The organism is Rhodococcus shunpengi (assembly GCF_048381395.1).
Classification (GTDB): domain Bacteria; phylum Actinomycetota; class Actinomycetes; order Mycobacteriales; family Mycobacteriaceae; genus Rhodococcus.
Genome location: NZ_JBLWIU010000031.1, coordinates 51185 through 77110, shown reverse-complemented (window position 1 = coordinate 77110; position 25926 = coordinate 51185). Strand labels below are relative to the sequence as shown.

General features: G+C 68.7%; 25 protein-coding genes, 1 tRNA gene and 1 other RNA gene. 14 read left to right on the top strand and 13 right to left on the bottom strand.

All coding sequences use genetic code 11. The features are described from left to right. Positions 1 to 61 precede the first annotated feature (61 nt). Complete coding sequence (locus ACNJ7K_RS17935) at positions 62 to 640, bottom strand: DUF2231 domain-containing protein (protein WP_120281160.1); 579 nt, start codon at positions 638 to 640, stop codon at positions 62 to 64. 130 nt (positions 641 to 770) lie between these two features. Here ACNJ7K_RS17935 and ACNJ7K_RS17930 point away from each other — a divergent pair, with 130 nt between their 5' ends. Further along, positions 771 to 1841, top strand: a complete 1071-nt coding sequence (locus ACNJ7K_RS17930) for a PDDEXK nuclease domain-containing protein (RefSeq protein ID WP_230792090.1) — start codon at positions 771 to 773, stop codon at positions 1839 to 1841. A gap of 32 nt (positions 1842 to 1873) precedes the next feature. Here ACNJ7K_RS17930 and ACNJ7K_RS17925 read toward each other — a convergent pair whose 3' ends face one another. Then, entirely contained in the window at positions 1874 to 4123 is a 2250-nt protein-coding gene (locus ACNJ7K_RS17925) for a DNA polymerase III subunit gamma and tau (RefSeq protein WP_230792088.1), read from the bottom strand. 131 nt (positions 4124 to 4254) lie between these two features. Between ACNJ7K_RS17925 and ACNJ7K_RS17920 the strand changes: the two genes are divergently transcribed. Beyond that, entirely contained in the window at positions 4255 to 4902 is a 648-nt protein-coding gene (locus ACNJ7K_RS17920; RefSeq protein WP_230792086.1) for a PadR family transcriptional regulator, read from the top strand. A 4-nt stretch (positions 4903 to 4906) separates the two neighbouring features. Here ACNJ7K_RS17920 and ACNJ7K_RS17915 read toward each other — a convergent pair whose 3' ends face one another. Next, positions 4907 to 5596: a GntR family transcriptional regulator gene (locus tag ACNJ7K_RS17915; RefSeq protein ID WP_060653963.1), complete on the bottom strand. Its 690-nt coding sequence runs from the start codon at positions 5594 to 5596 to the stop codon at positions 4907 to 4909. 124 nt (positions 5597 to 5720) lie between these two features. Here ACNJ7K_RS17915 and ACNJ7K_RS17910 point away from each other — a divergent pair, with 124 nt between their 5' ends. The 3 genes from ACNJ7K_RS17910 to ACNJ7K_RS17900 are packed head-to-tail and all read left to right on the top strand — an operon-like array spanning position 5721 to position 8629. Then, complete coding sequence (locus tag ACNJ7K_RS17910) at positions 5721 to 6617, top strand: sulfurtransferase (RefSeq protein ID WP_120281158.1); 897 nt, start codon at positions 5721 to 5723, stop codon at positions 6615 to 6617. A 60-nt stretch (positions 6618 to 6677) separates the two neighbouring features. Continuing rightward, positions 6678 to 7523: a hydroxyethylthiazole kinase gene (thiM, locus tag ACNJ7K_RS17905; RefSeq protein WP_120281157.1), complete on the top strand. Its 846-nt coding sequence runs from the start codon at positions 6678 to 6680 to the stop codon at positions 7521 to 7523. Then, entirely contained in the window at positions 7523 to 8629 is a 1107-nt protein-coding gene (locus ACNJ7K_RS17900; RefSeq protein WP_120281156.1) for an LLM class flavin-dependent oxidoreductase, read from the top strand. The genes thiM and ACNJ7K_RS17900 overlap by 1 nt, the downstream gene beginning before the upstream one ends. 21 nt (positions 8630 to 8650) lie before the next feature. On the opposite strand, the gene ACNJ7K_RS17895 is transcribed toward ACNJ7K_RS17900, so the two are convergent. From ACNJ7K_RS17895 to ffs, 5 genes are all read right to left on the bottom strand, one after another. After that, positions 8651 to 9427 (bottom strand): trypsin-like peptidase domain-containing protein, encoded by a 777-nt coding sequence (locus ACNJ7K_RS17895; RefSeq protein WP_230792084.1) that lies wholly within the window; start codon positions 9425 to 9427, stop codon positions 8651 to 8653. After that, positions 9424 to 9996, bottom strand: a complete 573-nt coding sequence (locus ACNJ7K_RS17890; protein ID WP_120283876.1) for an HhH-GPD-type base excision DNA repair protein — start codon at positions 9994 to 9996, stop codon at positions 9424 to 9426. Before ACNJ7K_RS17890 ends, ACNJ7K_RS17895 begins: the two co-directional genes overlap by 4 nt. A gap of 22 nt (positions 9997 to 10018) precedes the next feature. After that, a complete protein-coding gene (locus tag ACNJ7K_RS17885) occupies positions 10019 to 11377 on the bottom strand; it encodes a hypothetical protein (protein ID WP_230792083.1) in 1359 nt (452 codons plus the stop codon). Positions 11378 to 11758: 381 nt separating this feature from the next. Further along, the gene (locus ACNJ7K_RS17880) at positions 11759 to 13051 is read right to left on the bottom strand and encodes an aspartate aminotransferase type Ic (RefSeq protein ID WP_120281153.1); all 1293 of its coding nucleotides are present in this window, start codon (positions 13049 to 13051) and stop codon (positions 11759 to 11761) included. A gap of 47 nt (positions 13052 to 13098) precedes the next feature. Next, an RNA gene (ffs, locus tag ACNJ7K_RS17875) (signal recognition particle sRNA small type) lies at positions 13099 to 13193 on the bottom strand. Between the two features lie 116 nt (positions 13194 to 13309). Between ffs and ACNJ7K_RS17870 the strand changes: the two genes are divergently transcribed. Together ACNJ7K_RS17870 and ACNJ7K_RS17865 are read left to right on the top strand one after the other, a co-directional pair. Next, positions 13310 to 13397 (top strand) — tRNA-Ser (locus ACNJ7K_RS17870). An 85-nt stretch (positions 13398 to 13482) separates the two neighbouring features. Next, the gene (locus tag ACNJ7K_RS17865; RefSeq protein ID WP_016691009.1) at positions 13483 to 13746 is read left to right on the top strand and encodes a hypothetical protein; all 264 of its coding nucleotides are present in this window, start codon (positions 13483 to 13485) and stop codon (positions 13744 to 13746) included. A 136-nt stretch (positions 13747 to 13882) separates the two neighbouring features. Here ACNJ7K_RS17865 and ACNJ7K_RS17860 read toward each other — a convergent pair whose 3' ends face one another. Beyond that, positions 13883 to 14959, bottom strand: a complete 1077-nt coding sequence (locus ACNJ7K_RS17860; protein ID WP_487042016.1) for a GmrSD restriction endonuclease domain-containing protein — start codon at positions 14957 to 14959, stop codon at positions 13883 to 13885. A 138-nt stretch (positions 14960 to 15097) separates the two neighbouring features. On the opposite strand from ACNJ7K_RS17860, the gene ACNJ7K_RS17855 reads away from it, so the two are divergent. Both ACNJ7K_RS17855 and ACNJ7K_RS17850 read left to right on the top strand, forming a co-directional pair. Further along, the gene (locus tag ACNJ7K_RS17855; RefSeq protein ID WP_159416933.1) at positions 15098 to 15763 is read left to right on the top strand and encodes a YoaK family protein; all 666 of its coding nucleotides are present in this window, start codon (positions 15098 to 15100) and stop codon (positions 15761 to 15763) included. Positions 15764 to 15816: 53 nt separating this feature from the next. Further along, positions 15817 to 16401, top strand: a complete 585-nt coding sequence (locus tag ACNJ7K_RS17850; RefSeq protein WP_088899132.1) for a TetR/AcrR family transcriptional regulator — start codon at positions 15817 to 15819, stop codon at positions 16399 to 16401. A 53-nt stretch (positions 16402 to 16454) separates the two neighbouring features. Here ACNJ7K_RS17850 and ACNJ7K_RS17845 read toward each other — a convergent pair whose 3' ends face one another. Then, a complete protein-coding gene (locus tag ACNJ7K_RS17845; RefSeq protein WP_120281150.1) occupies positions 16455 to 17192 on the bottom strand; it encodes a 3-hydroxybutyrate dehydrogenase in 738 nt (245 codons plus the stop codon). Then, positions 17189 to 18577 carry an MFS transporter gene (locus ACNJ7K_RS17840; protein WP_487042015.1) on the bottom strand — a complete coding sequence of 463 codons (1389 nt, stop codon included), beginning with the start codon at positions 18575 to 18577 and terminating at the stop codon, positions 17189 to 17191. Before ACNJ7K_RS17840 ends, ACNJ7K_RS17845 begins: the two co-directional genes overlap by 4 nt. Before the next feature lie 123 nt (positions 18578 to 18700). Between ACNJ7K_RS17840 and ACNJ7K_RS17835 the strand changes: the two genes are divergently transcribed. The 5 genes from ACNJ7K_RS17835 (at position 18701) to ACNJ7K_RS17815 (ending at position 23292) form a co-directional block, all read left to right on the top strand. Further along, entirely contained in the window at positions 18701 to 19600 is a 900-nt protein-coding gene (locus tag ACNJ7K_RS17835) for a LysR family transcriptional regulator (protein WP_487042014.1), read from the top strand. A 9-nt stretch (positions 19601 to 19609) separates the two neighbouring features. Then, positions 19610 to 20542 carry a tRNA glutamyl-Q(34) synthetase GluQRS gene (gluQRS, locus tag ACNJ7K_RS17830; protein WP_230792081.1) on the top strand — a complete coding sequence of 311 codons (933 nt, stop codon included), beginning with the start codon at positions 19610 to 19612 and terminating at the stop codon, positions 20540 to 20542. A gap of 86 nt (positions 20543 to 20628) precedes the next feature. Continuing rightward, complete coding sequence (locus tag ACNJ7K_RS17825; protein ID WP_487042013.1) at positions 20629 to 21573, top strand: DUF2189 domain-containing protein; 945 nt, start codon at positions 20629 to 20631, stop codon at positions 21571 to 21573. Positions 21574 to 21682: 109 nt separating this feature from the next. Next, positions 21683 to 22435 (top strand): RDD family protein, encoded by a 753-nt coding sequence (locus tag ACNJ7K_RS17820; RefSeq protein ID WP_487042012.1) that lies wholly within the window; start codon positions 21683 to 21685, stop codon positions 22433 to 22435. 125 nt (positions 22436 to 22560) lie between these two features. Further along, the gene (locus tag ACNJ7K_RS17815) at positions 22561 to 23292 is read left to right on the top strand and encodes a queuosine precursor transporter (protein ID WP_120281144.1); all 732 of its coding nucleotides are present in this window, start codon (positions 22561 to 22563) and stop codon (positions 23290 to 23292) included. Between the two features lie 18 nt (positions 23293 to 23310). Here ACNJ7K_RS17815 and tgt read toward each other — a convergent pair whose 3' ends face one another. Both tgt and ACNJ7K_RS17805 read right to left on the bottom strand, forming a co-directional pair. Next, the gene (gene tgt / locus ACNJ7K_RS17810) at positions 23311 to 24570 is read right to left on the bottom strand and encodes a tRNA guanosine(34) transglycosylase Tgt (RefSeq protein WP_016690997.1); all 1260 of its coding nucleotides are present in this window, start codon (positions 24568 to 24570) and stop codon (positions 23311 to 23313) included. Next, the gene (locus tag ACNJ7K_RS17805; protein ID WP_060653995.1) at positions 24567 to 25805 is read right to left on the bottom strand and encodes an MFS transporter; all 1239 of its coding nucleotides are present in this window, start codon (positions 25803 to 25805) and stop codon (positions 24567 to 24569) included. Before ACNJ7K_RS17805 ends, tgt begins: the two co-directional genes overlap by 4 nt. Positions 25806 to 25926 lie beyond the last annotated feature (121 nt).

Here is a 25926-nt window from a genome sequence, read left to right as displayed (position 1 = left end):
GGTGGTCGACCATCAGGGTTGTGAGCCTCATCTGTGGGTTGTGAACCTCGGGGACGAACGCTCAGCTCCTCGCGCCGATGTCCTCGAGTTCGGCTGCAAGATCGACACTCTCGGACGGTCGCTGCCACCGATACACTCCGCCACCCTGGGCGTAGGAGAGATGGCCTCCGAGGGCACCACCGACACCGACGGCGCCGAGACCGATCAAAGTCCATATCGTCCCCGCCCGGTCGTGACGGGCACGTCGCGCGCGATAGGACGTCGCCATGCAGATCACCCCGATCGCATTGGACACGGCGTGCACCGCGCCGACCCTGCGCTGAGGGGCATCCTCCAGGGTGGAGAAGTCGGTGTATCCGGTGACGATCGTCGGGACGGCCGCGCCCAGTCCCAACGCGACGAGTCGCCGGGACGCGGTGCGCTGCCCGGGCAGCGCGTCCAACGCCGCCGCGGACACCCACGACCCGATCGGGACGGTGACGAGGAGCGGATGGACGGGATGTCCGAGCCAGGAACCTCGGAGCAGGTCGTCGACGACGGAGCCGTCGAGGACTCGCCGTATGCGCTGCGCGATGCGCTCGGCGGGCCGATCCACAGCGTCGAAGGATTCGACGGCGCGCAGGAGTTCGTGCAGGTTCATGATGAGGCGATACCCGTCGGCAGCAGATACGAACCGCCGGGTGACCGCGATGCGACGGCACCCTTCGATTGCCGGCCATGACGAGGGCGGCATTCGTATTTCTGTCGTATCCCGAGGGCACCATGTGGCCGTGACCGAAAAGACCGTCGGGCTTCCCGAGGACTATCCGCAGTTCCTGGACGAACTCGAAGCACAGGTTCGTCGAGCGCGTCTACGGGCTACACGCGCCGCGAATACCGAACTGCTGATCCTGTATTGGACGCTCGGGCACTCCCTTCTCGAGCGTCAACGTGTACACGGCTGGGGATCGAAGGTCGTCGACCAACTGGCCAGGGACCTGCGCTCCGAGTTTCCACACATGCGCGGTCTCTCACGCCGCAATCTCTTCTACATGCGGTCCTTCGCGGACGCCTGGCCCCAGGAAATAGTGCAACAGCCTGTTGCACAATTGCCATGGGGACATGTGACGGTACTTCTGGACAAGCTCGACAACCGAGAGCTTCGCGACTGGTACGCCGCGCGCGCAGCAGAACACGGGTGGTCGCGTCACGTTCTGACCCATCAGATCGCCGGGCAGTTACATCGCCGTGTAGGTGCCGCGCCGTCGAATTTTCCGGACCAACTTCCTCCACAGGACTCCGACCTCGCACAGCAACTCGTCCGCGACCCGTACATCTTCGATTTCCTCGATCTCGACGAGCGGGCCGCGGAACGAGAACTCGAAGCGGCACTGATGACACGCCTCGAACAGGTACTCCTCGAACTGGGGCACGGGTTCGCGTTCGTCGGCCGCCAGTACCACTTCACCGTCGACCACGACGACTTCTACATCGACCTGCTCTTCTTCAACTGGATTCAGTCGCGCTTCGTGGTGGTCGAGCTCAAGATCGGCCGGTTCGAGCCCGAATACGCCGGCAAACTCGGTTTCTACGTCTCCTGGGTGGACGCAAACCTGCGAGTCGCGGATCGGCACGCACCGACCATCGGGATCCTGCTGTGCGCGGGGCGCAACGACAACGTCGTGCGCTATTCGCTCGCGGGCACGACCGCTCCCTTGGCGGTTGCGAACTACACCTACGACACCCTGCCCGAACCCATCCGCGAACTCGTGCCTACCGACAGCGAACTCGCCGACGCGGTCGATGCGACCTGGGACGAACTCACGACGGACCGCGCCGACGGAGACACCGCGCAGAGCTGACATCGCTCGTCGGCAACACCAGGGGCCCGGGACTACTTCTCGTCGAGCGGTTTCGCTCCCAGCACGTCCTTGAGCAGCTCGATCGCGACTTCCTCCGGATCGCGGCGCGTCGACGGGTCGCCGGGCGTGGCGGCCTCGGCGAACATCTCCTCGACGTCCGCCTCCGTCATCTGCGACGGGTCGGGCGGCGGCCCGTCGTAGCCGGGGCCCGGATCGTCGGGAAGATCGGGGGCCTCGGGCGGCGGGATGTCGTCGACGCTCTCCGCGGACGGACGCGTGAACGTCGGGGCAGCCGACGGTGCGGCAGCCGGTCGCTGCGGCGGGGCGGGGGTTTCGACGGGTGCGGGCGCAGCGGCGTTCTTCGCCTGGCTCGGCCGGGAGAAACGCGGTTGACCCGCCGGACGCGAATTCTTCTCGGGCGCCGGGGTTCTGGCAGGTGCCTCCGCAGCAGCGGACCCGTGGACGCAGGTGACCTCGAACTCTCCACCGAACACCGCCTTCAGCGCATCGGCGATGACCGTGGCGTTGCGCGCGTCGGCGAGTCGCTTCGCGAGCGGAGCGGAGTCGTGCACGAGCACGACCCGGGTGCCGTCGACCGACCGCACGGTGGCGCCCGAGAGCATCACCTCGACGGTGCGGCTGCGTTCGCGGACCTTCGCGCGCACCTCCGACCACACACCTCGCATCTGCGCTGCGTCGGGACCGCCTGTCGCGCGGGCGGGTTCGGGCTCGGGTTCGGGAGTGGCCGGTTCCTCGGGAGCGGGCGGCGGAACCTCCTGCGCGGCAACCTCGTCGGGCGCGCTCTGCGGCTGCGGCACCTCCGGGACGGCGGGAGGTTGCGTTGCTGCGGGAGGCGGTGTCGGGGCCGGTGCCGGCTGGGCCGGTTCGGGCTGCACCGGCGCCTGCTGGGCAGGGGGTTGCTGGACAGGGGCCTGCTGAGCAGGCACTTCCGGCTGCGGCTGAGCAGTCTCGCGAGGCTGAGCAGTCTCGTTGGACGGTGCGGCAGGCGCCGCCTCCGCTGCGCGGCGCTGGGAGGGACGCTGGAAACGTGCCGCGGGTTCGTCGGGCGAGATGGGCGGCGCGGCGGGTGCCGCTACCGGCTTCGGTGCGGCACCTCCCGCCGGGGCTGCGACGATGCCCTGCTCGAGTCGTTCGAGGCGTTGCAGGACAGCGGTTTCCGCGTCGGATGCCGCGGGGAGCAGCATGCGCGCGCACATCACCTCGAGCAGCAGACGCGGCGACGTCGCCCCGCGCATCTCACCGAGCCCGGCGTGCACGATCTCGGCGTAGCGGGTGAGGGTGGCCGGGCCCAGGCGGGTCGCTTCGTCGCGCATCCGCTCGAGGACGTCGCCGGGTGCGTCGACGAGTCCGCGCTCGGCGGCGTCGGGGACGGACTTCATGAGGATGAGGTCGCGGAGGCGTTCGAGGAGGTCGACGGCGAAGCGACGCGGGTCGTGCCCGGCGTCCATGACCTTCTCGACGGTGCCGAACAGCGCCGCGCCGTCGCCGGCCGCGAGCGAATCGACGGCCTCGTCGATGAGCGCGACATCGGTGACGCCGAGCAGCGACAGGGCGCGCTCGTAGGTGACGCCCTCGGGGCCGGCACCGGCGAGGAGTTGGTCCATCACCGACAGCGAGTCGCGGGGGGATCCACCGCCGGCACGGATGACCAGCGGATAGACCGCGTCCTCGACCGGCACGTTCTCCTGGCCGCAGATCTGCTCGAGCAGACCCCGCATCGCCGTGGGAGCGAGGAGCCGGAAGGGATAGTGGTGCGTGCGCGACCGGATGGTGGGCAGCACCTTCTCGGGCTCGGTGGTCGCGAAGACGAAGATGAGGTGCTCCGGCGGCTCCTCCACGATCTTGAGCAGGGCGTTGAAGCCCTGCGTGGTGACCATGTGCGCCTCGTCGATGATGAAGATGCGGTAGCGCGACTCGGCCGGAGCGTAGAACGCGCGGTCGCGGAGTTCGCGGGTGTCGTCGACACCGCCGTGGCTCGCGGCATCGAGTTCGGTGACGTCGAGGTTGCCTCCACCGCCCGGGCCGAGCGACACGCACGACCGGCACGTTCCGCACGGCGTGGACGTGGGGCCGGTCTCGCAGTTGAGCGAGCGGGCGAGAATTCGGGCCGAGGACGTCTTGCCGCATCCACGAGGACCCGAGAACAGGTAGGCGTGGTTGATGCGGCCCGTGTCGAGCGCCGTGCTGAGGGGCACGGTGACGTGCTCCTGCCCCACCACCTCCGCGAAGGTCGCAGGTCGATACTTCCGGTACAGAGCCACGCGCCGAGCGTACCGGCGGCTCCCGACATGCACGGAGGTCGGTCCGTCGACATTTGTGGCCGAGACCACTCTTGCGCTAACGATATATCGAGATCTATCGTGATCGTATCGACAAAGAAGGAGACGCACAGATGCGAACCCACGAACATCCCCGCGGCCGTCGCCGCGCCATGCACGATCGAAATCTCCCCGGTGGCCCGTTCCGCGCCGACGGACCCCGCCGTCGCGGACACCATCCGCACGACGACGAACCCGGCTTCCGCCCGCACCGCGATGGCGGCGGACGGGGACGCGGAGGCCCGCGGGGAGGACGACGCGGCCGAGCACAACGAGGCGACGTCCGCGCGGCAGTCCTGCGCCTGCTCGGCACCGAGCCGATGCACGGCTACCAGCTCATGGAAGCGATCGCAGAACGGACGGGCGGCGCCTGGCGCCCCAGCCCCGGCGCGATCTATCCGACGATCTCCCAGCTCGAGGACGAAGGACTCGTCACGGTCGAGAAGGAGGGCGGACGCAAGCTCGTCTCACTGACGGATGCGGGCCGCACGTACATCGACGATCCGGGGAACGAACTCATCGACCCCTTCGCCGGTCACGATCCCGATTCCGACGCCCCCGACCTGCGACTCGCACTGCGCGAACTGCAGGTCGCGACTCGGTCGGTCGCCATGAGCGGTTCCGACGCCGAGGTCGCCGCGGCACACGCGGTCCTCATCGAAGCCAAGAAATCCCTCTACCGGATCCTCGCCGGCGACGTCGACACGTCCGATCAGGAGTGAGGGCTCAGCCGCGGGCGAAGAGACGGATGCGCTGCTCGCGGCTGCGCTCGAGATGAGCACGCATGTGCTCGCGGGCCGCGGACTCGTTCCGCGCCCGCAACGCGTCGAGGATCTGCGCGTGCTCCCGGTTGAGCAGATCGGGCTCGCCGTAGTTGGACGGCGGCCCGGAGTCGTAGATCCGCAGCTGAGTGGTCAGCCGCACGAGCAACGCCATGATCGTCGAGTTGTGCGCGGCCTGCCACAACGCCTCGTGGAACCGGAAATTCCCGATGCGCACCGCGGCGTCGTCGGTGGCGGAGCAGCACGAATCGTGCAGCCGCTCGAGCCGGGCCATGTCGAGATCGGTGTGCCGGATCGCCGCGGCGCCGGCCGCCTCGGATTCGAGCGCGACGCGCGCCGCATAGATCTCGATGACGTCCTCGGGGGTGCCCGAACGCACCCGGAAGCCGCGACTCGCCCGCTCGAGCAGACCGTCGTGCGCGAGCCAGTTGAGCGCCTCACGGATCGGGGTGCGTGACGCCCCGTAGGTCTCGCTGAGCTGGGTCTCGTGCAGAGCGGCGCCGCGCGGGAACTTCCCCGCGAGGATGTCCGAGCGCAGGCGCAGGTACTGCTTGGAGGTCTGGTCGTCGCGCCCGGTGGGCGATTCGACGAGAAGAGAGCTCTCCAGCTCGGCCGTCGCGTCCTGCTCGGTCATCTACACCCTCCGTAGGCGTGCCGTTCACGTGCGCCGATTATGCCACCGTCAACGTACGAATACTTGCGTATACGTTATTCGTCGTTTAGCGTCGCTCCTCGAACACGACGAGAGGACCCAACGCGTGACCGAGGCGGCATTCCGGGACGAACAGGTGCTGATCAGCGCCGAAGAGCTCTCGAGCGACCCCGGCGCCCACACGGTCCTGCACGCCACGGTCACCTTTCCGAAGCCCCGTTTCGACGGCGACTACCGACCGGAATCCGGCTACGCGACCTGGCGCGCCGCGCACATCCCGGGATCCGTGCACGCCGACCTACTCGGCGGATTCAGCGCCCCCGACACCGACCTGCACTTCTCCCGCCCCACCCCCGACGCCCTCGCGGCGGCCCTGGCCGAACTCGGCGTGGCCCCCGAGACCGACCTCGTGATCTACGACGACGGCGGCATGACCTGGGCGTCCCGGCTGTGGTGGATGCTGCGCAACATCGGTGTCTCCGCCCGCGTCCTCGACGGCGGCTTCGCCCGCTGGACCGCGCTCGACCTACCCGTGGAGACCGGTGACGCCGCCGAGCGCCGCGCCACCACATCCCGGACCGGGTTGCCCGACCACGGCCTGTGGCGCGATCGCGACGACGTGCTCGCCGTGGTGTCCGGCGATGCACCGGGCACCCTCGTCTGCGCGCTCGACGCCGAGCAGTTCGCAGGCACCGCCACCACTCGTTACGCGCGCCGCGGGCACATCAGCGGGAGCCGGAACCTACCGGCCAAGAGCCTGCTCGCCGACGGCGTCCTGCGGAGCACCGAGCGGATCGCCGAGTCGGCCGACCAAGCCCTCGCCGATACCTCCCGGCCTCTGATCCTCTACTGCGGCGGCGGCGTCTCGGCGTGCCTGGTGGCGCTCGCACTGGTCCGGACGGGCCACGACGACATCGCCGTCTACGACGGATCCCTCGAGGAGTGGACGGCCGACCCCGCACTCCCCATGCGGACACTCGGAGAAGGGAAGGGCGACGCATGATGCGATGTCCGCGATCCTGACCCGTTTCGTCCCCTCCCCTCCTTCCCGACAGGATCTTCCGTGACCACGACCCCCACCGTCGACGATCTCGCCGTCACCCTCGACGCCCTGCGCGCGCAGACGCCGCTGGTGCACTCGCTGACCAACATCGTCTCGGCCAACTTCCTCACCAACGTGCTGCTCGCCGCGGGCGCCAGCAACGCGCACATCGACAACGCCCACGAGGCAGGTGATTTCGCGCGCATCGCCGGTGGAGTGCTCGTCAACCTCGGCACCCCCTTCGACGAGACCTCGGTGGCCTTCACCCGCGCGGCCGAGGCCGCGCACGACGCCGGCACCCCGTGGGTCCTCGACCCCGTGGGAGTGGGCGGACTGGCGTGGCGCACCTCGCTCGCCGCCGACCTGCTGAAGTTCCGTCCCACCGCGATCCGCGGCAACGCCTCCGAGATCATCGCGCTGGCCGGTCTGGGTGGTGACACGCGCGGCGTCGACAGCGCCGACGAGGCCGCAGCCGCCGTGCCCGCGGCGCTCGCGCTGCTCGACCGCGCCGACGCCGTATCGGCCTCCGGTCCCGTCGACTACCTCGTCGGACGCAACCGCGACGGCGGGATCGTCGGACTGCGCATCGCCGGTGGCAGCGCGATGCTGCCGCGCGTGACCTCCACCGGATGCTCCCTCGGCGGACTCGTCGCGGCCTATCTCGCGGTTGCGGAGACCCCTCTCGTCGGCCTCGCGGCGGCCCACGCGCACGTCGCCGTGGCGTCCGAGATCGCCGAGGAGAACTCCACCGGCCCCGGTTCGTTCGCCGTCGCCTATCTCGACGCCCTGTTCGCCGTGGACGCCGACATGCTGCGCGCCCGCGCCCGCGTCGAACCGTTCGAACTCCCCTCGAAGGACACGAAGTAATGCCCATCAAGACCTTCTGGTATCTCACCCAGGCCGACGGCGACTACCCCTGGAGCCCCGGCGGGTTGTACCCGGTGGACGGGCAGCGGCAGATCGAGCTCGCGAAGACCATCGACGACGGCGGCTTCGAAGGTGCGCTCGTCGCGACCTGGCCGAACGACCCCTTCATCTCGGCGACCTGGGCTGCGGCGCACACCAGCCGGATGAAGTTCCTCGTCGCGATCTACGCGAACATGACGCCCGCGCGACTGCTCGCCGAGAAGGCCCTCACCTTCGACGCGTTCAGCGGTGGTCGCCTGATGATCAACTCGGTCAACGGCCGGGAGAACATCCTCACCAAGTACGACATGAACGTCGAGCACGACCGCCGGTACGAGCTCGGCGAGAAGTACTGGGCGGAGTTCCGGCGTATCTATGCCGAGGGCACCGCGTCGAACTTCCCGAACACCCCGCTGCGCATCGATGCTCCTGCGGACCACTCGGTGCCGCTGTGGGGAACGGGCGACTCCCCCGCCGGTCTGCAGAACGCCGGCAAGGTGCTCGACGCCTACCTGATCATGCTGCGCGAGACCTCGTTCGTCGCGGAGAAGTTCACCGCCGCACGCGAATCCGCTGCAGCAGAGGGCCGCGAGTACACCGACTTCGGCGCCCTGTCCGGCGTCATCGTGCGTCCGAACCGGGAGGAGGCACTCGAGCGGTTCCGGTCGCTGTTCGAGAAGGCCGGCATCGAGCAGATCCAGGACGTGCTCGACAACGCGGTGCGGCGCCGCACGCACGGCAAGCAGGATCTGAAGACCTTCACCGCGCGCGACGCGCAGCGGCAGGGCTGGGTCGACACCATCAATGCCGGCAAGCTGCCCGAACCCGAGGACCTGTATCTCGGCGACGGCCTCTACGCGGGCATCACCGCGTGGTCACCGCTGGACATCTTCGCCACGGGATCGTCGGCCGTCTACTATGTCGGCGACCCGGACGAGATCACCGGCCACGTGCGCACCCTGCGCGACGCGACCGGACTGACCTCCCTCATCCTCGCCGGATGGCCGCTCATCGACGAGGCGAAGAACGTTGCCGAACATCTGATTCCGCGTTTCGACAAGCTCTGACGGTAACGCCGGCGGGATCGGTCAGGGGGTGTCGACGAGACGGAACCCCGAGCCGATCCCGTCGCGCGCGTCGATCTCGGCAAGGATCCGGTCGGCCCGCTGGTAGGCGGCGAACCTCGTGTCGGGAACCTGCCGGTCGTCGGAGACCGCGGTCTGCGGGAACCGATAGCCCACCGACAGTCCCATCCATTCGCCCGTCTCGGCACGCACGAGCGGCCCGCCGGAGTCGCCCGGCCGCATGAGCAGCGGCGACGACATCAGGTTCCCCTCCACCCGCACATCGCCGGTCGCGCAGGCCACCGACGTGCTTCGCCCTGCCGCGCACTGTGTTCCGACCGACACCTCGCCCTCGCCGAACGCCGCGACCGATTCGAGCACGACACGCTCTCCCCGATCGTTGGGTACCGACGTGTTCGATCCCCGCACGCGGGTCTCGTCGAGCAGGACCACCGCGTAGTCGGCGATCTCGTCGGTGGGGAATCCCAGCTGATCGACCGAACCCGTACTCGCGACGTCCGTTTCGGTTCCGACCGGCCCTCGGTGCTGCTCGTCGACCTTCCAGACGGGCGACGATCCCGTCCGGTAGCAGTGCCCCGCCGTGATCGCGACGAGACGACCCGCGTCGTCGTGCCCGACCGCCGCCACGGAACACCAACCCGGTGTCGGCTCCGCGGAGAACACGATCCCGTCGCCGGGCCGGAGGACGACCCGGTCGTCTCCCCCGCCGGCCGCGGCCACGCCCCCGGTTCCCGCGGCGAAGGCGACGGCGGCGCCGCACACTGCTACGACGCGTCTCATGACTTCTTCGCTGCCTTCATCGACTTCTTGAACTCGCGCACCTCGCGCAGCGACTGCTCGTCGACGACGTCGGCGATCGACCGGCGCGCATCCTCGTGCCCGTAATCGCCGGCGGCCTCCCGCCAGCCCTCGGGTCGCACCCCCATCTGCTTGCCGAGCAACGCCAGGAAGATACGTGCCTTCTGGTCACCGTAGCCCGGCAGCTTCTTCAGCCGCCGCAGCACTTCCTTGCCGTCCGGGTCGCCGGACGTCCACAGTGCGGAAGCATCGCCGTCGTAGTCCTCGACGATCGCCGCGCACAGCGCCTGGATCCGCTGTCCCATCGACTTGGGGAACCGGTGGACGGCCGGTTGCTGCGCGCACACCGCGACGAACTCGTCGGGGTCGGCCGACGCGATGCGGTACACGTCGAGACCGCCGAGACGGTCGGCAAGTTTCTTCGGTCCCGCGAACGCGACCTCCATCGCCACCTGCTGGTCGAGCAGCATGCCGATGAGAAGCGCCAGCGGGTTCTCGGCCAGCAGTGCGTCGGCGTCGGGATCTCCGACCAGATTCAGCGTCGATGACATGCAGACGATCATGCCCTGCACGTCAGGGGCGGCGCCACACGACCACCGCGATCACGATGCCCAGGGTGAGCGCGATCGACGTGGTCAGAGCATGCAGCCAGTGCGGGAAGAGCGTCGGTTGTGACGTTGCCGGAACGGCGGCCAGGGCGGCGAACAACGCCACGACGGCGATGACCGAGGCCGCCGCGGACCAGCCCTGGGCCAGGCGAGTGTGCCTCGCACCGCGCAACTCCGCACTGCGCAACAGGGCGTGCTCGACGACGTCCACGGCCTCGGACAGTTCCGCGTCGAGTTCGGCCAACTCGTCGGCGACCCGGCCGGCCATGAGTGCTCGCAGCTGTGTGGGTTGCGTCCACGAGTGGAACCGGTCGTCGTGGATCGATTCCTTGCGCAGCAGGGCCCGTTCCATCCGGCGCGCCTGCATGATCGCGATGTCGTCGAGGACCGTGGCCAGCCGATCGCCATCGAGCCCGTCGGGGTGGCGCAGATGCTCCATGGTCGTCCAGTAGTCGGCGGAGGCCCGTGCCCGCACCGCCACCCACGGGATGAGCCCGTAGATCATCTCGCGGGTGCCGTGCCCGACATAGTCGCTGCCGAGGGCGGTGGCCTCGAGGTCGAACAGCACCGCACCGGAGTCCTCCCGCACGGCGATGGCGGCCCCCGGCTGCACGGGCCGGTCCACCAGCGGAACCCGGTCCCACTTCCACAACACACCCCAGGACCGTGCCGCGGCGCGGGCCTCCGGTCCGATGCGCGGGCCGTCGACGAGCGAGCGGACGCGTTCGCCGCCGCTCGAGACCACCTCCACGACCATGCCCTCGGCGACCTCGCGATCGCCGACTCCCCGGTGGCGGTGGACGACGAGTTCGTGCAGGGGTCGATAGGTCGTCGGCGCGCACAACCGCCTGTTCAGTCCGGGGAAGACGTCGTTCAGGCAGGCGTCGGCGGTCAGTTCGAAGGGCGCGAGGAACTCACCGAGCACCGGGCGCAGACCGGCGCCCTCGCGGTCCTGCAGCGGGTCGCTGCGCCAGTCGACGAGCGGGGAACCGTGGTCCGACAGCGATTCCAGCGCCAGGACGAGACCGTGGCCGGGGACGTCCCACAGCGACACGCACGTCGCGGGGTGTCCCACATACGGTCTGGTCGCGTCCGGCGCCTCACGCAGCGACCCCGTCGACGCACCGAACGAGATCTCCGGTCGTGTCGGGTCGACGACGTGCCGGAACGCGAGCAGGCACGGCGGACGCACTCCGTGGTCCGTCTCGGGCTGCTCGGCGATGCGTGCCGGCAGGAAGGGCTCCACCTTCTCGACGGGTGGGACCCGCGGTGGCGTCTCGGGCGCCGCCTCGATGTCGAGCGCCAGGAGGAACACCTTCAGCACACCGAGACACCCCGTGACAGATCCGACGGCCGATGCGCCGACTCCGGAATTCACGAGAGCGCGGTTTTCCATCACACTCACCACTTCCGAACCCGCCGCACGGTATGCGGCGACCCTGACCAGCGAGTATGTCAGGTCGGTCGGGGAAAGCAAGTCGTGGTGACGGCGGACACCGATAATGCCCCGAACAGGGCCGATCCGAGTTGTCCACCGCCCGTCCACGTGTTGTGCACAACTTTATCCACAGGTTGGGAACAAACTCACACTCGGAGTGCACATTCTTGTCGGCGGAGGCACGCAACAAAGAAACGAGGCTCGCAACGCCGGCAGTGACTGCCGATGTTGCGAGCCTCGTCCTCGCGTTGCGTACCTACCTGCGCACTACTTGTTGGCGAGCGCCTTCTCCGCCGCGGCCAGCAGCACGCAGGTCGCGACACCGTCCATGGCCTTCTCGAGCTCGCCGAGCGAAGGGAAGCTCGGCGCGAGTCGGATGTTCTTGTCCTCGGGGTCCTTCTTGTACGGGAACGCCGAACCGGCACCCGTCAGCGCGATACCCGCTTCCTTCGCCAGGGCGATGACGCGGGCCGCCGTGCCCTCGACGACATCGAGGCTGATGAAGTAGCCGCCCTCGGGCTCGGTCCACGACGCGACCTTCGACGTGCCGAGACGCTCCTCGAGGATGCGACGCACGAGCGCGAACTTCGGCGCGAGGATCTCGCGGTGCTTGGCCATATGGGCACGAACACCCTCGGCGTCGCGGAAGAAACGCAGGTGACGCAGCTGGTTGACCTTGTCGGGGCCGATGGTCTTGATGCCCAGGTGCTTCTGGTACCAGGTGAGGTTCTCGGTGGAGCTGCCGAAGAAGCTCACGCCCGAACCGGCGAAGGTGATCTTCGAGGTGGACGCCAGCGCGAACACGCGGTTCGGGTGACCGGCCTGCGCGGCCAGACCGAGGATGTCGATCGCGGGCGCGAGGTGCTCGGTGAGCGGGTGCACCGCGTAGGCGTTGTCCCAGAAGATGCGGAAGTCGGGAGCGGCCGTCGGCATCGACACCAGCTCGCGGGCGACCTCCTCGGAGTACACCGCGCCGGTGGGGTTCGAGTAGGTCGGCACGGCCCACATGCCCTTGATCTGCGGGTCGTTCGCGACGAGATCGGCGATGAACCGCACGTCGGGTCCGTCCTCGCGCAGCGGCACGGGGATCATCTCGATGCCGAGCGACTCGGTGATCGCGAAGTGCCGGTCGTAGCCGGGCGCCGGGCACAGGAACTTGACGACCGACTCCTGCGACCACGGGCGCGGCGAGTCGACGGTGCCGTGCAGCAGCGACCAGACAACGAGATCGTGCATGATCTCGAGGCTCGCATTGTTGCCCGCGATGAGGTTCTCGACCGGGATGTTCAGCAGCTCGGCGAAGATCGCGCGCAGCTCGGGCAGGCCGGTGAGGCCGCCGTAGTTGCGGGTGTCGGTGCCGTTGCCGTCGCGGAAGTCGTCGGCACCCGGCAGCGACAGCAACTCCGCGGAGAGGTCGAGCTGCTCGGGCGAGGGCTTGCCGCGGGTCAGGTCCAGCGTCAGCTTCTCCGACTTCAACCGTTCGTAGTTGGCGGACTGGCGCTCGTGCTCTGCAACGAGTTCCTCATGGCTCATCAACCCGTACTGGGTCTGCGTAGGCATGCGGAGGGACCTTTCACCGTGCACGGCGACACGGGCATCGGCGGAAATTAAGAGGACCCCGCGCACCCGGCAGAGCCCGTTGACCCTTGCTGCCTTCCGGCCCTGGGGGAGTTCACAGGATGCGCGCCGCGCGGGATCCATCGGCAAGTGTAGAGGAACGAGCGCCCCGGCGGCGAACCACCCCCGCAGCACCCCCGGAATCAGGGTGCGACGTGCTCGTTTGGCAAGTTGGGGTCTCCATTCGGTATGCTTCCCCACGGAGGATTCGCCTAGTGGCCTATGGCGCTCGCCTGGAACGCGGGTTGGGTTAACGCCCTCAGGGGTTCAAATCCCCTATCCTCCGCCACGGAACCCCGTGGGGCGCACAGCGTCCCACGGGGTTTCTGCTTTTCCGGTTCCCCTGTTCGCGTACCGGGCCGATCTCGGGCACGATGCGTCTCGTGACCGCGGACGACAATTTCCCGCTCGCCGGCGACGCCGATCACGAGCAGGCTTCGGTCTGGGTGGAGATGCTGGACCGGGAGATCGACGAGGTGTCCGCAGCCATCGAGAAGACCGAACAGAAGGCCCTCGCCGAACACCGGGTGGGGGCCGTGGACCGGGCGCGCCGGTTCGACGCCGAGGTCGAGCGGCTGGGCGCCCAGCTTCGCGAGCTGCACCGCATGCGCCGCAATCTCACCGACCGCTTCAGCTGACCGGAAGATCGCGGCAGTGCGCTACTCGCAGACGCTGCGGTGCGCTACTCGCAGACGCTGCGGTGCGCTACTCGCAGACGCTGCGGCGCGCTACTCGCAGACGCTGCGGCGCGCTACTCGCAGACGCTGCGGCGCGCTACTCGCAGGCGACGCCGTCCCCGTCACCGTCCATCTTCGGCCGGTAGCCGGGCTCTCCCACATACAGCGGTGCAGCTCCCGCGGCCCCGGCCGCCGCGCAGTTCTCGTAATACACGTCCGCCGAAGCAGGGGCCGGTTCCGCGGGGGTGGGCGCAGGTGCCGGAGCCGGCGCGGGTGCGGGTGCGGGTGCGGGCGCAGGTGCGGGCGCCGGTCGCGTCGTCGTGGTGGGTGCGGGAGCGGGTGCAGCTGCGGGAGACCCACCTCCGCATTCGGTGAGGACGCGCGCCATCGCGTCGTGCTCGGCCTGCGTCACCCACAGGCCGTAGATCGCCTTGACCTCGATCTGCCGCGCGACGTACGTGCAGCGGTACGCGCGGTTCGGAGGCAGCCAGGTCGCGGCGTCGCCGTCGCTCTTCTGCTGATTGGTCGGCCCGTCCACGGCCTGGAGGTTGCGCGGGTCGTTCGCGAAATCGGCCCGGGTGCCCGCGTCGAGCTGCTGTGCACCCTTCTGCCACGCGTCCGACAACGCGACGACGTGGTCGATCTGCACCGCGGTCGAGGTGTCCTGTCCGCGGGTGAACGCGATCGTCGTGCCGGTGTACACATCGTTCAACGTTCCCGACGCCACGACACAATCGCGGGTACCGGGCCGGTAGACGATGTCGACCAGGTCGCGTCGCAGGATGTCGTTGCGGGTGTCGCAGCCGTTGCCCCCGAACTCCACCGACACGTCGTCACTCCACGCCTGGCCGAACAGGTCGCGGCTGTACCCGGTCTTGGGCGCGCGCCCCTTGACGGGCAGGGTCGCCAGCCGGGCCAGGGCCTCCGACGAATCCGCCGACGCTGCCGGGTTGGACGCAGCGGGACCCGGCGCGGTCGCCGAAGTGGGACGCGTCGTGGTGGGGGACGGTGTCGTCGTGGGGGTATCGGAGCTCGGTGCCGGGGACCGTTCGGAGGTCGCCGCCGGAGCGACGGAGGTGTCCTCGGTGGTCGAATCGCAACCGGTGAGGGTCAGACCCGCGACCGTCGCGACGACGAGCACGGACAGCCGGGACGACAAGCGGGGCAAGGACATCGAGGGAACTCCTGAGAACGACGGCGCCGGACGGCTCCCCTTGTTCATCGCGCCCACCACGCCCGGTCGTTACACCGCGTAAGTATCCGGGAGCCGACATCGTCGGCGTCCGGCAGGAACGGTTCCTACTATCGTCTGGTGGTCGGTTACGGCAGGCAGTTGCAGGGACTCGCGATCGCGCTGTCCTCTCTCGCGGGGTTCATCGATGCCCTCGGTTTCATCACCCTGGGCGGCGTCTTCGTGTCGTTCATGAGCGGCAACTCCACGCGCTTCGCGGTCGGGACGGCCGACGGTGCGTGGCAGACGGTCGCGCTCATCGGCGGCGTGCTCGCGCTGTTCGTGGTCGGGGTGATCCTCGGCAGTGTGGTGGCGGAACTGACCGACCGAGACCGGCGGACCCGCAAGACCGCGGTCCTCGCGACGGTGACGGTGTTGCTGACGATCGCCGCCGCGGCGGTCCTCGTGGACCGGACACCGGTCGCGGTGATCGCGATGACCTTGGCCATGGGAACGGAGAACTCGGTGTTCCGGCGGCACGGGGAGACGACCGTCGCCCTCACCTACATGACGGGTGCGCTGGTCAAGATCGGGCAGCGGATCGCGGCGGCCTTCTTCGGCGGTCCGCGCTGGAGCTGGCTGCCCTATCTGGGCCTGTGGGGCGGCTTGGTGACGGGTGCCGTTCTCGGCGCGCTCGCCCACCGGGTACTGGGTTTGCACGCCCTGTGGATCGCAGCGGCGTTCGCAGCCGCGCTGACGGTGGCGGTCCGTTTCCTCTCCGATCACGAGCTCACCGGCGGGGTGTGATTCCCACCTCCCCGTACGTTCGTACGGTGGAGAGCTCGGCTACGGTGCTCCCCATGCGCACGCGCCCCTACGTCACCACCAGCCCCACCAGGCTCGCTGCGGCCCTGCTCGACGTGGCCGCACGCAACGGTCTCGACGCGGCGAGCGTGCGGGAGGTGGCCAACGAGGCAGGGGTCTCGATCGGGGCGGTGCAGCACCATTTCCCGACCAAGGACGAGATGCTCGCGTACTCGTTCCGTACCCTCTCGGACCGGGTGCTGAACCGGCTGACGAACGTCGATCCCGACATCGATCCGGCGCGCACCCTGTTCTCCGCACTCAGCCAGCTGCTTCCCCTCGACGAGGAACGTGGCAGCGAGGTGCACGTGATGTCGGCGTTCGCCGTGCGGGCGGTCACCTCCCCCGCGCTGAGCGCCATCCGCACCGCCACCCTGTTCACGATCCGCACGGGCATAGCGCGCGTATTGATCCGCGCCGGTACACCCGACCCGGAGACCCGGGCCGCCCTGCTGCTCTCGGCCGCGAACGGGCTTGCGCTCGACGCGGCGGCCAGCCCCGAACTCTATCCGCGCGAGTATCTGACCCACGCTCTGCACGCCCAGGTCCAGCTCGTCCTCGACGGTGCCGACGCGCACTGACCCGCGCCCCGGAATCCGGGACGCGGGTCGGTGATTGCAGTCGGACCGTCCTGTCAGTGGGCCGACCAGCCGCCGTCCATCGTGTACGACGCGCCGGTGACCATCCCGGCCTCGTCGGAGGCCAGCCACGACACGAGCGAGGCCACCTCCTCCGGCTCGACCAGCCGGGTCACCGCCTGATCGGTGAGCAGCACATCCGAGAGCACGCGATCCTCCGGGATGTCGTGCGCGCGGGCCTGTTCCGAGATCTGCTTCTCCACCAGCGGGGTACGGACGTAACCCGGATTGACGCAGTTGCTTGTCACGCCGCGGGGGCCGCCCTCGAGCGCGACGACCTTGGAGAACCCCTCGAGGCCGTGCTTGGCGGTGACGTACCCGGCCTTGAACGCCGACGCCCGCAGCCCGTGGACCGACGAGATGTTCACGATCCGGCCGAAGCCCCGCTCGTACATGCCGGGCAGCGCGGCCTTCACGAGCAGGAAGGGCGCCTCGACCATGAGCGTCTGGATGCGGCGGAAGTCGGCGAGGGCGAAGTCCTCCACCGGCCGCACCACCTGGATGCCGGCGTTGTTGACGAGGATGTCGACGTCGAGGCGGAGACCGTCGAGGCCGTCGGTGTCGAGCAGGTCGACCCCCCACCCCTCTCCCCCGATCTCGTGGGCGAGCGTCTTCGCGGCGACCTCGTCGACATCGGCGACGGTCACGCGGACTCCCTGCCGAGCGAGAGCGCGGGCACAGGCCGCCCCGATCCCGCCGGCACCACCGGTCACGAGTGCGGTGCGGGCCCTCATGCCGAGACCCTGGCGTTCTCGGCGGCCTTCTCCTGGGCGACGGTTTCCGCGTCCGCGGCGTCGATGTCGCGCAGCGAGATGCCCTTCGTCTCCCGGGCCGCGATCACCGCGACGATCGTGATCAGCGACGAGCCGAGCAGATAGAAGGAGATCGGGACCGACGACTCGAAGCGGCTGAGCAGGCTCGCGGCGATGATCGGGGCGAGCGACCCGGCGACGATCGAGGTGACCTGATAGCCGAGCGAGACGCCCGAGTAGCGCATGCGGGTCGGGAACATCTCCGCCATGATCGCCGGCTGCCCCGCATACATGAACGAGTGGAAGACGAGTCCGATGACGATCGCCGAGACGATCCACGCACTGTTGCCGGTGTCCATCATCGGGAAGGCGAGGAAGCCCCAGGCACCGGCGGTGACGGCACCGATCATGTAGACGGGACGGCGTCCCAGCGTGTCCGACAGTCGTCCGACCATCGGGATGATCACGAAGTGCACGGCGTGCGCGGCGAGCATCCACCACAGGATGTGGCTGGTGTCGGCACCGACGACGATCTTCAGATAGGTGATCGAGAAGGTGACGACGAGGTAGTACATGACGTTCTCGGCGAACCGCAGGCCCATGGCCGTGAACACGCCGCGCGGGTAGCGCTTGAGCACCTCGAAGACGTTGAACGACGTTTCCTCGAGCTTGTCGGCCTCCTGCTGCGCCTCGAGGAAGATCGGGGCGTCGGTGACCTTGGTGCGGATGTAGTAGCCGATCAGCACGATGACGGCCGAGAGCCAGAACGCGACTCGCCAGCCCCACGACAGGAAGGCCGATTCGGGCAACGTGGTGGTGAGGACGAGCAGGACGATCGTCGCGAGGAGATTGCCCATCGGCACACCGGCCTGCGGCCACGACGACCAGAACCCGCGTGAGCGGTTGGGGCTGTGTTCGGCGACCAGCAGTACCGCGCCGCCCCACTCGCCGCCGACCGCGAAGCCCTGGATGAACCGGAGCGTCACGAGCAGCGCCGGCGCCCAGTACCCGATGGCACCGAAGCTCGGCAGGCAGCCCATCAGGAAGGTCGCGACGCCGACCATGATGATGCTGGTCTGCAGCAGTTGCTTGCGTCCGAACCGGTCACCGAAGTGGCCGAAGACGATCCCGCCGAGCGGCCGGGCGACGAAGCCCACGGCGTAGGTGACGAACGCCGCGATGATCGCGTCGAGTTCGTTGCCGCCGTCGGGGAAGAAGACCTTGGCGAAGACGAGGGTTGCGGCGGTGCCGTAGAGGAAGAACTCGTACCACTCGACGACGGTGCCCGCCATGGACGCACCGACGACCCTGCGCAATGCCGACGGTGAACTCTCCGGCCCATCCGTTCGTGCCTGTTCGACGCTCATGCCTGCACCCTCCCGGGACGCTGTGTGACGGGGAACACTTCCAAACGCATATGCCGAGTATCGGTACGCACATATGCATCCACAATGACGCGATTCGCAGATGCGATCTGCAAAACTGCACACATGAGCGTGCCCTCGGCCGATGACCTCCTCGTCCTGCTCGCCGTCGGGCGCAGCGGCAGGTTCACCAGCGCCGCCGACGACCTGGGCGTCAACCACACCACGATCTCCCGGCGGATCGCCTCGCTCGAGCGCAGCCTCGGTGGTCGCGTGCTCACGCGGTCGGCGGCGGGATGGGAACTGACCGACCTCGGTCGCGAGGCGCTCGAGGCCGCCGAACGCATCGAGGCCGCGGTCGGGACTCTGCGGAACCCCCGGGGTGAGCGCCGCCTCGAAGGCGTCGTGCGTATCTCCGCCACCGACGGCTTCAGCGCATACATCGCCGCCCCGGCCGGCGCGCTCGTGCGGCAACGCCATCCGGGTATCTCCGTCGAGATCGTCGCGACCACCCGTCGCGCCTCGCAGCAACGATCCGGCATGGACATCGAGGTGGTCGTGGGACGCCCGCAGGTGCATCGGGCCGAAGCGCACCGCCTCGCCGACTACAACCTGGGCCTCTACGCGTCGCGCGACTATCTCGCCATGCACGGCTCCCCGTCGTCGGTCCGCGACCTGCGTGAGCACACCCTCGTGTACTTCATCGATTCGATGCTGCAGGTCGACGATCTCGACGTCGCGCGGCGCATCGCCCCCGACATGCAGGATTCGATCAGCTCGACGAACGTGTTCGTGCACGTCGAGGCGACCCGTGCCGCCGGAGGCCTCGGTCTGCTGCCGTGCTTCATGGCCGATCGGCACCCCGATCTCGTCCGGGTCCTGCCCGGCGAGGTCGAGGCGCGTCTGGCCTACTGGCTCGTCGCGCGCTCGGAGACGCTGCGGCGGCCGGAGGTCGCGGCAGCGGTCGCGGCGATCCGGGAGGTCGTGCACGCCCAGCGAGCAGTGCTCCTGGGGGTCGCTCGATAGAGTGCACGGGTGTCACTTCCGGACGAGGACGAAGCAGGAGCGGGCCGCTTCGCACCGAGTCCCTCCGGCGACCTGCACTTGGGCAATCTGCGCACCGCCGTCCTGGCGTGGCTGTTCGCGCGGTCGACGAACCGTCGGTTCCTGGTCCGCGTCGAGGATCTCGACCGGGTGCGTCCCGGCGCGGAGCAACGCCAGCTCGCGGATCTCGCGGCCATCGGTCTCGACTGGGACGGCCGAGTGGTCCACCAGTCCCGCCGCCGGCGCCTGTACGACGAGGCGATCGCGCGGCTCGAGCAGGCCGGCCTGACCTACGAGTGCTACTGCACCCGACGCGAGATCCTCGAGGCCACCTCCGCACCCCACGCCCCTGCGGGCGCCTATCCGGGCACCTGCCGCAGCCTCACCGACGAGCAGCGGGCCGAGCGCCGGGCCTCCGGCCGCGCCCCCGCGATCCGATTGCGGGCGACCGAGGAGTGGTTCACCGTCCACGACCTGCTGCACGGAGATTTCACGGGCATCGTCGACGATCTCGTGTTGCGCCGCAACGACGGAACCCCCGCGTACAACCTCGCAGTGGTGGTGGACGACGCCGACCAGGGCATCGATCAGGTGGTGCGCGGAGACGACCTGCTCACCTCCGCGCCCCGGCAGGCCTATCTCGCACACCTTCTCGGACTGTCGGAACCCGTCTACGCGCACGTGCCGCTCGCGCTCAACAAGGAGGGCAAGCGACTGGCCAAACGGGACGGCGCGGTGACACTGGCCGATCAGCTCGCGCTCGGCCACACGGCCGCCGACGTGCTGGGCACGATCGCCGTGTCGCTGCGACTCGCCGACCCCGGCGAACCCGTGTCGCCGGAACTGTTGCTGGACCGCTGGAATCCCGTGAGACTCCCCCGGGATCCGTGGGTGTTCGCCCCGTCGGAGGAAGGCATCCGATAGGACACGATGCGGACATAGCGGATGCAGACCCGAGGTGATGTCCGTACTCTCTCGGAAGTGTCCGATCCCGGAGACGAGAGGCAGCCATGACCACCGGTGGTTACGACCCGAATCAGGATCCGAAGAACCCGGGTGGTTATCCGCCACCCGGAAACTACCCACCACCCGGAAACTATCCGCCGCCCTCGGGGAGTGGCACTCCCCCGCCGGGTGGGAACTATCCGCCGCCCGGCAACTACCCGCCTCCGGGGAACTATCCCCCTCCCTCGGGTGGCAACTACCCGCCTCCGGGTGGGTCCTACCCGCCGCCGGGGAACTATCCGCCTCCCCCGTCGGGTGGTGACTACCCGCCCCCGCCGGGCGCGTACGGCGCCGGGAGCTTCGGTGGTCCGCCCCCGAATCAGTTGAGTGTCGGCGACGCGATCTCCTACGGTTGGTCGAAGTTCAGCGGCAACGCCGGCGTGTGGATCGTCTTCATGCTCGCCGCGTTCGTCATCCAGGGCCTGATCAGCGGCATCTTCAACGGGTTCGACTTCACCGGTGAGGCGACGGACTTCACCCTCCTGAGCGCCATCGGCAGCATCGTCACGACGATCGTCGGATACCTGATCCAGGCCGCCTTCGTGCGCGGCGCACTGGCCGAAACCGACGGGCAGCGACCCGCTTTCGGGACGTTCCTCCAGATCGGCCCGATCGGCGCGGTCATCGTCGCAGGTCTGCTCGTGGGCATCGGCACGTCGATCGGTCTCGTGCTGTGCATCCTCCCGGGCCTGGTGTTCGCGTTCTTCGCGTGGTGGACGATGCAGTTCGTCATCGATCGCAATGAGGACGCCGTCACCGCGATCAAGTCGAGCTTCAATGCCGTCAAATCGAATGCGGGAACGCTGGTGCTGCTCGCCCTCGCACTGCTCGGCATCAACCTCCTCGGTGCCCTGTTGTGCCTGATCGGCCTGCTGGTCACCGTGCCGGTCTCGATCATCGCCGTCACGTACGCCTACCGGGTCACCACGGGTGGTCCCGTAGCGGCCTGACACAACCCCGGCGGGGACCCTCCCGTCGCATCCGGAGGCATCTACCGACGCGCCACGGCACGCTGTACCGTGGCGCGTTGCCATGCCGATCGCGACAAGGGAGACATAAGTGACCACTGGTGGCTATCCACCCCCTCAGCAGGATCCTCGGGCGACGGGCGGTCATCCCGGCGCCCCCTCGTACGGCGCCACCCCGCCCGACTACACCCAGCAGTTCCCTCAGTACGACGCTCCCCAGAACGGTGGCCCTCAGTACGGCGCTCCCCAGTACGGAACACCGCAGTACGGAACCCCACAGAACGGCGCTCCCCAGTACGGCGCTCCCCAGTACGGTGCACCTCAGTACGGTGCACCGCAGGACAGTGGGTTCGGAGGCCCGGGATTCCCCGGTCCGGATCCGAACTTCGGCACCGGCACCCCGGGGGAGCTGCTCCCGCGTCTCGGCGCCCGCATCATCGACGGTCTCATCGTCGGCATCCCCATGGGGATCCTGACCGCGATCATGCTCCTCGCGAGCGGCGGAAGCGGCTTCGTGAACTTCTTCACGACGGTCGTCAGCGGTGTCGTCGCCTTCGGCTACTGGACGTACATGGAGTCCGCTCGGGGCGCGACCGTCGGCAAGAAGCTCCTCGGCCTGTCGGTCGTCGGTCCCGCCGGTGGCAACCCCACCCTCGAGCAGGCCGCCAAGCGCAATGCCTTCGTCGCGCTGCAGATCCTCACCGGCGTCCCGCTACTGGGCTTCCTCGCCGGTCTGCTGTCGCTCGCCGCATACATCGGTATCGCGGTCACCATCGAGCAGGACGGCGACAAACAGGGCTTCCACGACAAGTTCGCCGGCGGCACCCGGGTACGCAAGTCCTGATCTCCCGCGCGTTCCGGGTCCCGTCCTCGTCAGGACGGGGCCCGTTCGTCGCATATGGGGTGTTCGCGCACGTACAGACCGTCCGCAACTTCGTGATCGCCCCATGGTGATGCTTGGATGTCCGGGTGACCGAGCACGGATCGAACACCTCCCCCGCCCTCTTCGACCACGCCGCCTTCGCGCGCGTGGGCCGCAGCCCGTACACGGGGATCGTCGTGCTGTTCACCGCGGTACTGATGATCTCCAACATCTCCGCGACGAAGGGCATCGCGTTCTTCACCGGCTCCGAACTCACCGCCGGTCCGCTGCAGATCCTGCCGATCATCACCGACGGCGGGTTCTTCCTGTTCCCCCTCGCCTACATCCTCGGTGACGTGCTCAGCGAGGTGTACGGCTTCGCGGCCACCCGCCGCGCCGTCTTCTACGGCTTCGGGGCGGTCGCGCTGTCCGCGCTGTGCTTCTGGATCACGCAGCAGCTACCTCCGGCCGACTTCTACGCCGGTCAGGAGTCCTTCGAGAACGTGCTCGGCGTGGTGCCCCGGATGCTCATCGCCGGGCTCGCCGGGTACGCGGTCGGGCAGCTGCTCAACTCGTACGTGCTCGTCCGCATCAAGGAACGCACCCGGGAGAAGCACCTGTGGGCGCGGCTGATCGGGTCGACCGTCGTCGGCGAGTTCGCCGACACCCTCATCTTCTGCTCGATCGCCGCAGGGGCCATCGGCATCACGACCTGGGCCGACTTCGTCAACTTCGTGATCGTCGGGTTCCTGTGGAAGACGCTGGTCGAGATCGTCGTGCTCCCGGTGACCTACCGCGTGATCGCGTACGTCAAGAAGCGCGAACCCTCCTACGCGTGACGACTCACGCCTGACGACTCAGGCCTGGCGCCGGCTCGCGTAGAACCGGCCGAGCGTCTCGGCCTTGAACTCGGCGAGCGTGCCGTTCTCCATGTTCGTCCGGATGTCGTCGACGAGGCGCACCGTGAACCGTTCGTTGTGGATCGTGCACAACGTCGAGGCGAGCATCTCCTTCGCCTTGAACAGGTGGTGGATGTACGCGCGCGTGTAGTTCCGGCAGGTGTAGCAGTCGCAGTTCTCGTCGATCGGCGTGAAGTCGCGCCGGTGACGGCTGGTGTTGATGTTGAACCGGCCGTCCGGGTGGTAGATCGCGGCGTTGCGCGCGACCCGCGACGGATTGACGCAGTCGAAGGTGTCGACGCCGTGCTCGACCGCGACGAAGATGTCGTCGGGTTCGCTGATGCCCAGCAGGTGCCGCGGCTTGTGCTCGGGCAGCTCCTCGGTGCACCACCGCACGATCGTGCCGAGATTGTGCTTCTCGAGCGCCCCGCCGATGCCGTAGCCGTCGAACCCGCGACCGGTCTCACCGACGATGGACTCGAGGCCGCGGCAGGCCTGTCGTCGCAGGTCCTCGTATTGCGCGCCCTGCACGACCCCGAACAACGCCTGGTAGGGGCGATGGGCACGTTCGGCGGTGAGCTTCTCGTGCTCGGCGATGCACCGCACCGCCCACGCCTGGGTCCGCTCGAGGGAGCGTTCCTGGTAGCCGCGGGTGTTCATGAGGGTCGTGAGCTCGTCGAAGGCGAACATGATGTCGGCACCGAGCTCGTGCTGGATACGCATCGACACCTCGGGGGTGAACCGGTGCCGCGACCCGTCGAGGTGCGATTTGAAGGTCACCCCGTCGTCGTCGACGTGGGCGAGCCGTTCCTTGCCCTTGGCGATGACGTCGTCGTTCTGGACGCCGACGGACTCCATCGCGATGACCTTCTTGAACCCGGCCCCGAGCGACATGACCTGGAATCCGCCGCTGTCGGTGAAGGTCGGGCCGGGCCAGTTCATGAACTTCCCGAGCCCGCCGGCCTCGTCGACGATGTCGGAGCCGGGCTGCAGGTAGAGGTGGTAGGCGTTGGCGAGCAGCGCCTGCGAGCCGAGCTCGGCCATCGTCTCGGGCAGCACCGCCTTGACGGTCGCCTTCGTACCCACCGGCACGAAGGCCGGGGTGCGGATGTCTCCGTGCGGGGTGTGGATCGTGCCCGTGCGGCCGAGTCCGTTGTCGAGACGCGCTCCGACCGTGAAGAAGGGATCGGGCGGGGTCGGAATGCTGGAATCGGTCACTTCCGTATCCAATCACGTCGGGAAGGTGCGGCCTTCTCACGGCGGCGAACGGAGATCGCGAACACGGCGACACCGGCGAGCGCCAGCAGCACACCGACCGCGGCGGGAGCGGTGTAGCCGAATCCGGCCGCGATCACGACCCCGCCGATCCACGCACCGAACGCGTTCGCCAGGTTGAACGCGGCGTGATGCAGCGACGCCGCGAGCGTCTGGGCGTCCTCCGCGACATCCATCAACCGCACCTGCAGAGCCGGGCCCACCGCGGCACATCCGACACCCAGACCGAAGACCATCACGAAGGCGGTCCACGGGTTGTGGGCCGCGGCGACGAACAGCGCGAGCAGCACCGCGAGCGAAGTGATCGACGCGTAGACGCCGGGGATCACACCGCGATCGGCGACGCGACCACCGATGGCATTGCCGACGACCATGCCCACGCCGAAGAGCATCAGCGCGACCGGCACGAGCGATCTCGACACTCCGGCGACGTCGGTCAGCGTGGTGCTGATGTAGGTGTACACCGCGAACACACCACCGAAGCCGATGACGGCCACGGCGAGCGTGAGCCAGACGGTGCTGCTCTTCAACGCCCCGAGTTCGACCCGCACGCTGGTCGTCGGTATCGACAGTGTCGGCACCCAGGCGGCGAGAGCGACGACGGTGGCCACTCCGATCACCGCGACCAGCACGAACGCCGCGCGCCAGCCCAACGCCATGCCGAGCCACGAGGCGGCGGGCACCCCGACGACGTTCGCCACCGACAACCCCATCATCACCAGCGACACCGCCCGCGCGCGCCGACCGGGTCCGGCGAGATGCGCCGCGACCAGCGCGGCGACCCCGAAGTACGCGCCGTGCGGCAGGCCGGCGACGAAACGGGAGACGACGAGCAGACCGTAGTTCGGGGCCAGCACCGTGGCGGCGTTGCCGAGGGTGAACGCGACCATCAGCGCGACCAGCAGTGTCTTGCGCGGCACGCGAGCGGCGATCGTCGCGATGAGCGGGGCACCGACGACGACACCGGCCGCGTAGGCGGAGACGACGTGGCCCGCGGTGGGTTCGGAGACCCCGATGCTCGTCGCGATCTCGGGGAGCAACCCCATGGCGACGAACTCGGTGGTTCCGATCCCGAACCCGCCGAGGGCGAGCGCCCACATCACGAGCGTGCGCGCGGGATGTCCGGAGTCGGTGTGGGCAGGATCGTCGAGTGGGCGGCCGGAAGCCGTGGTGGTCATCGGTGAGGAAACCTTCGATCTGTCGAGGGTCCCGGAGCCGGAGGTCGTGGGGCCGGGACGCGGGCGCGCTCGGGGGAGCAACGCGGGGCAGCCTCCATTCTGGGGTAGTCCGGCCTCGCAC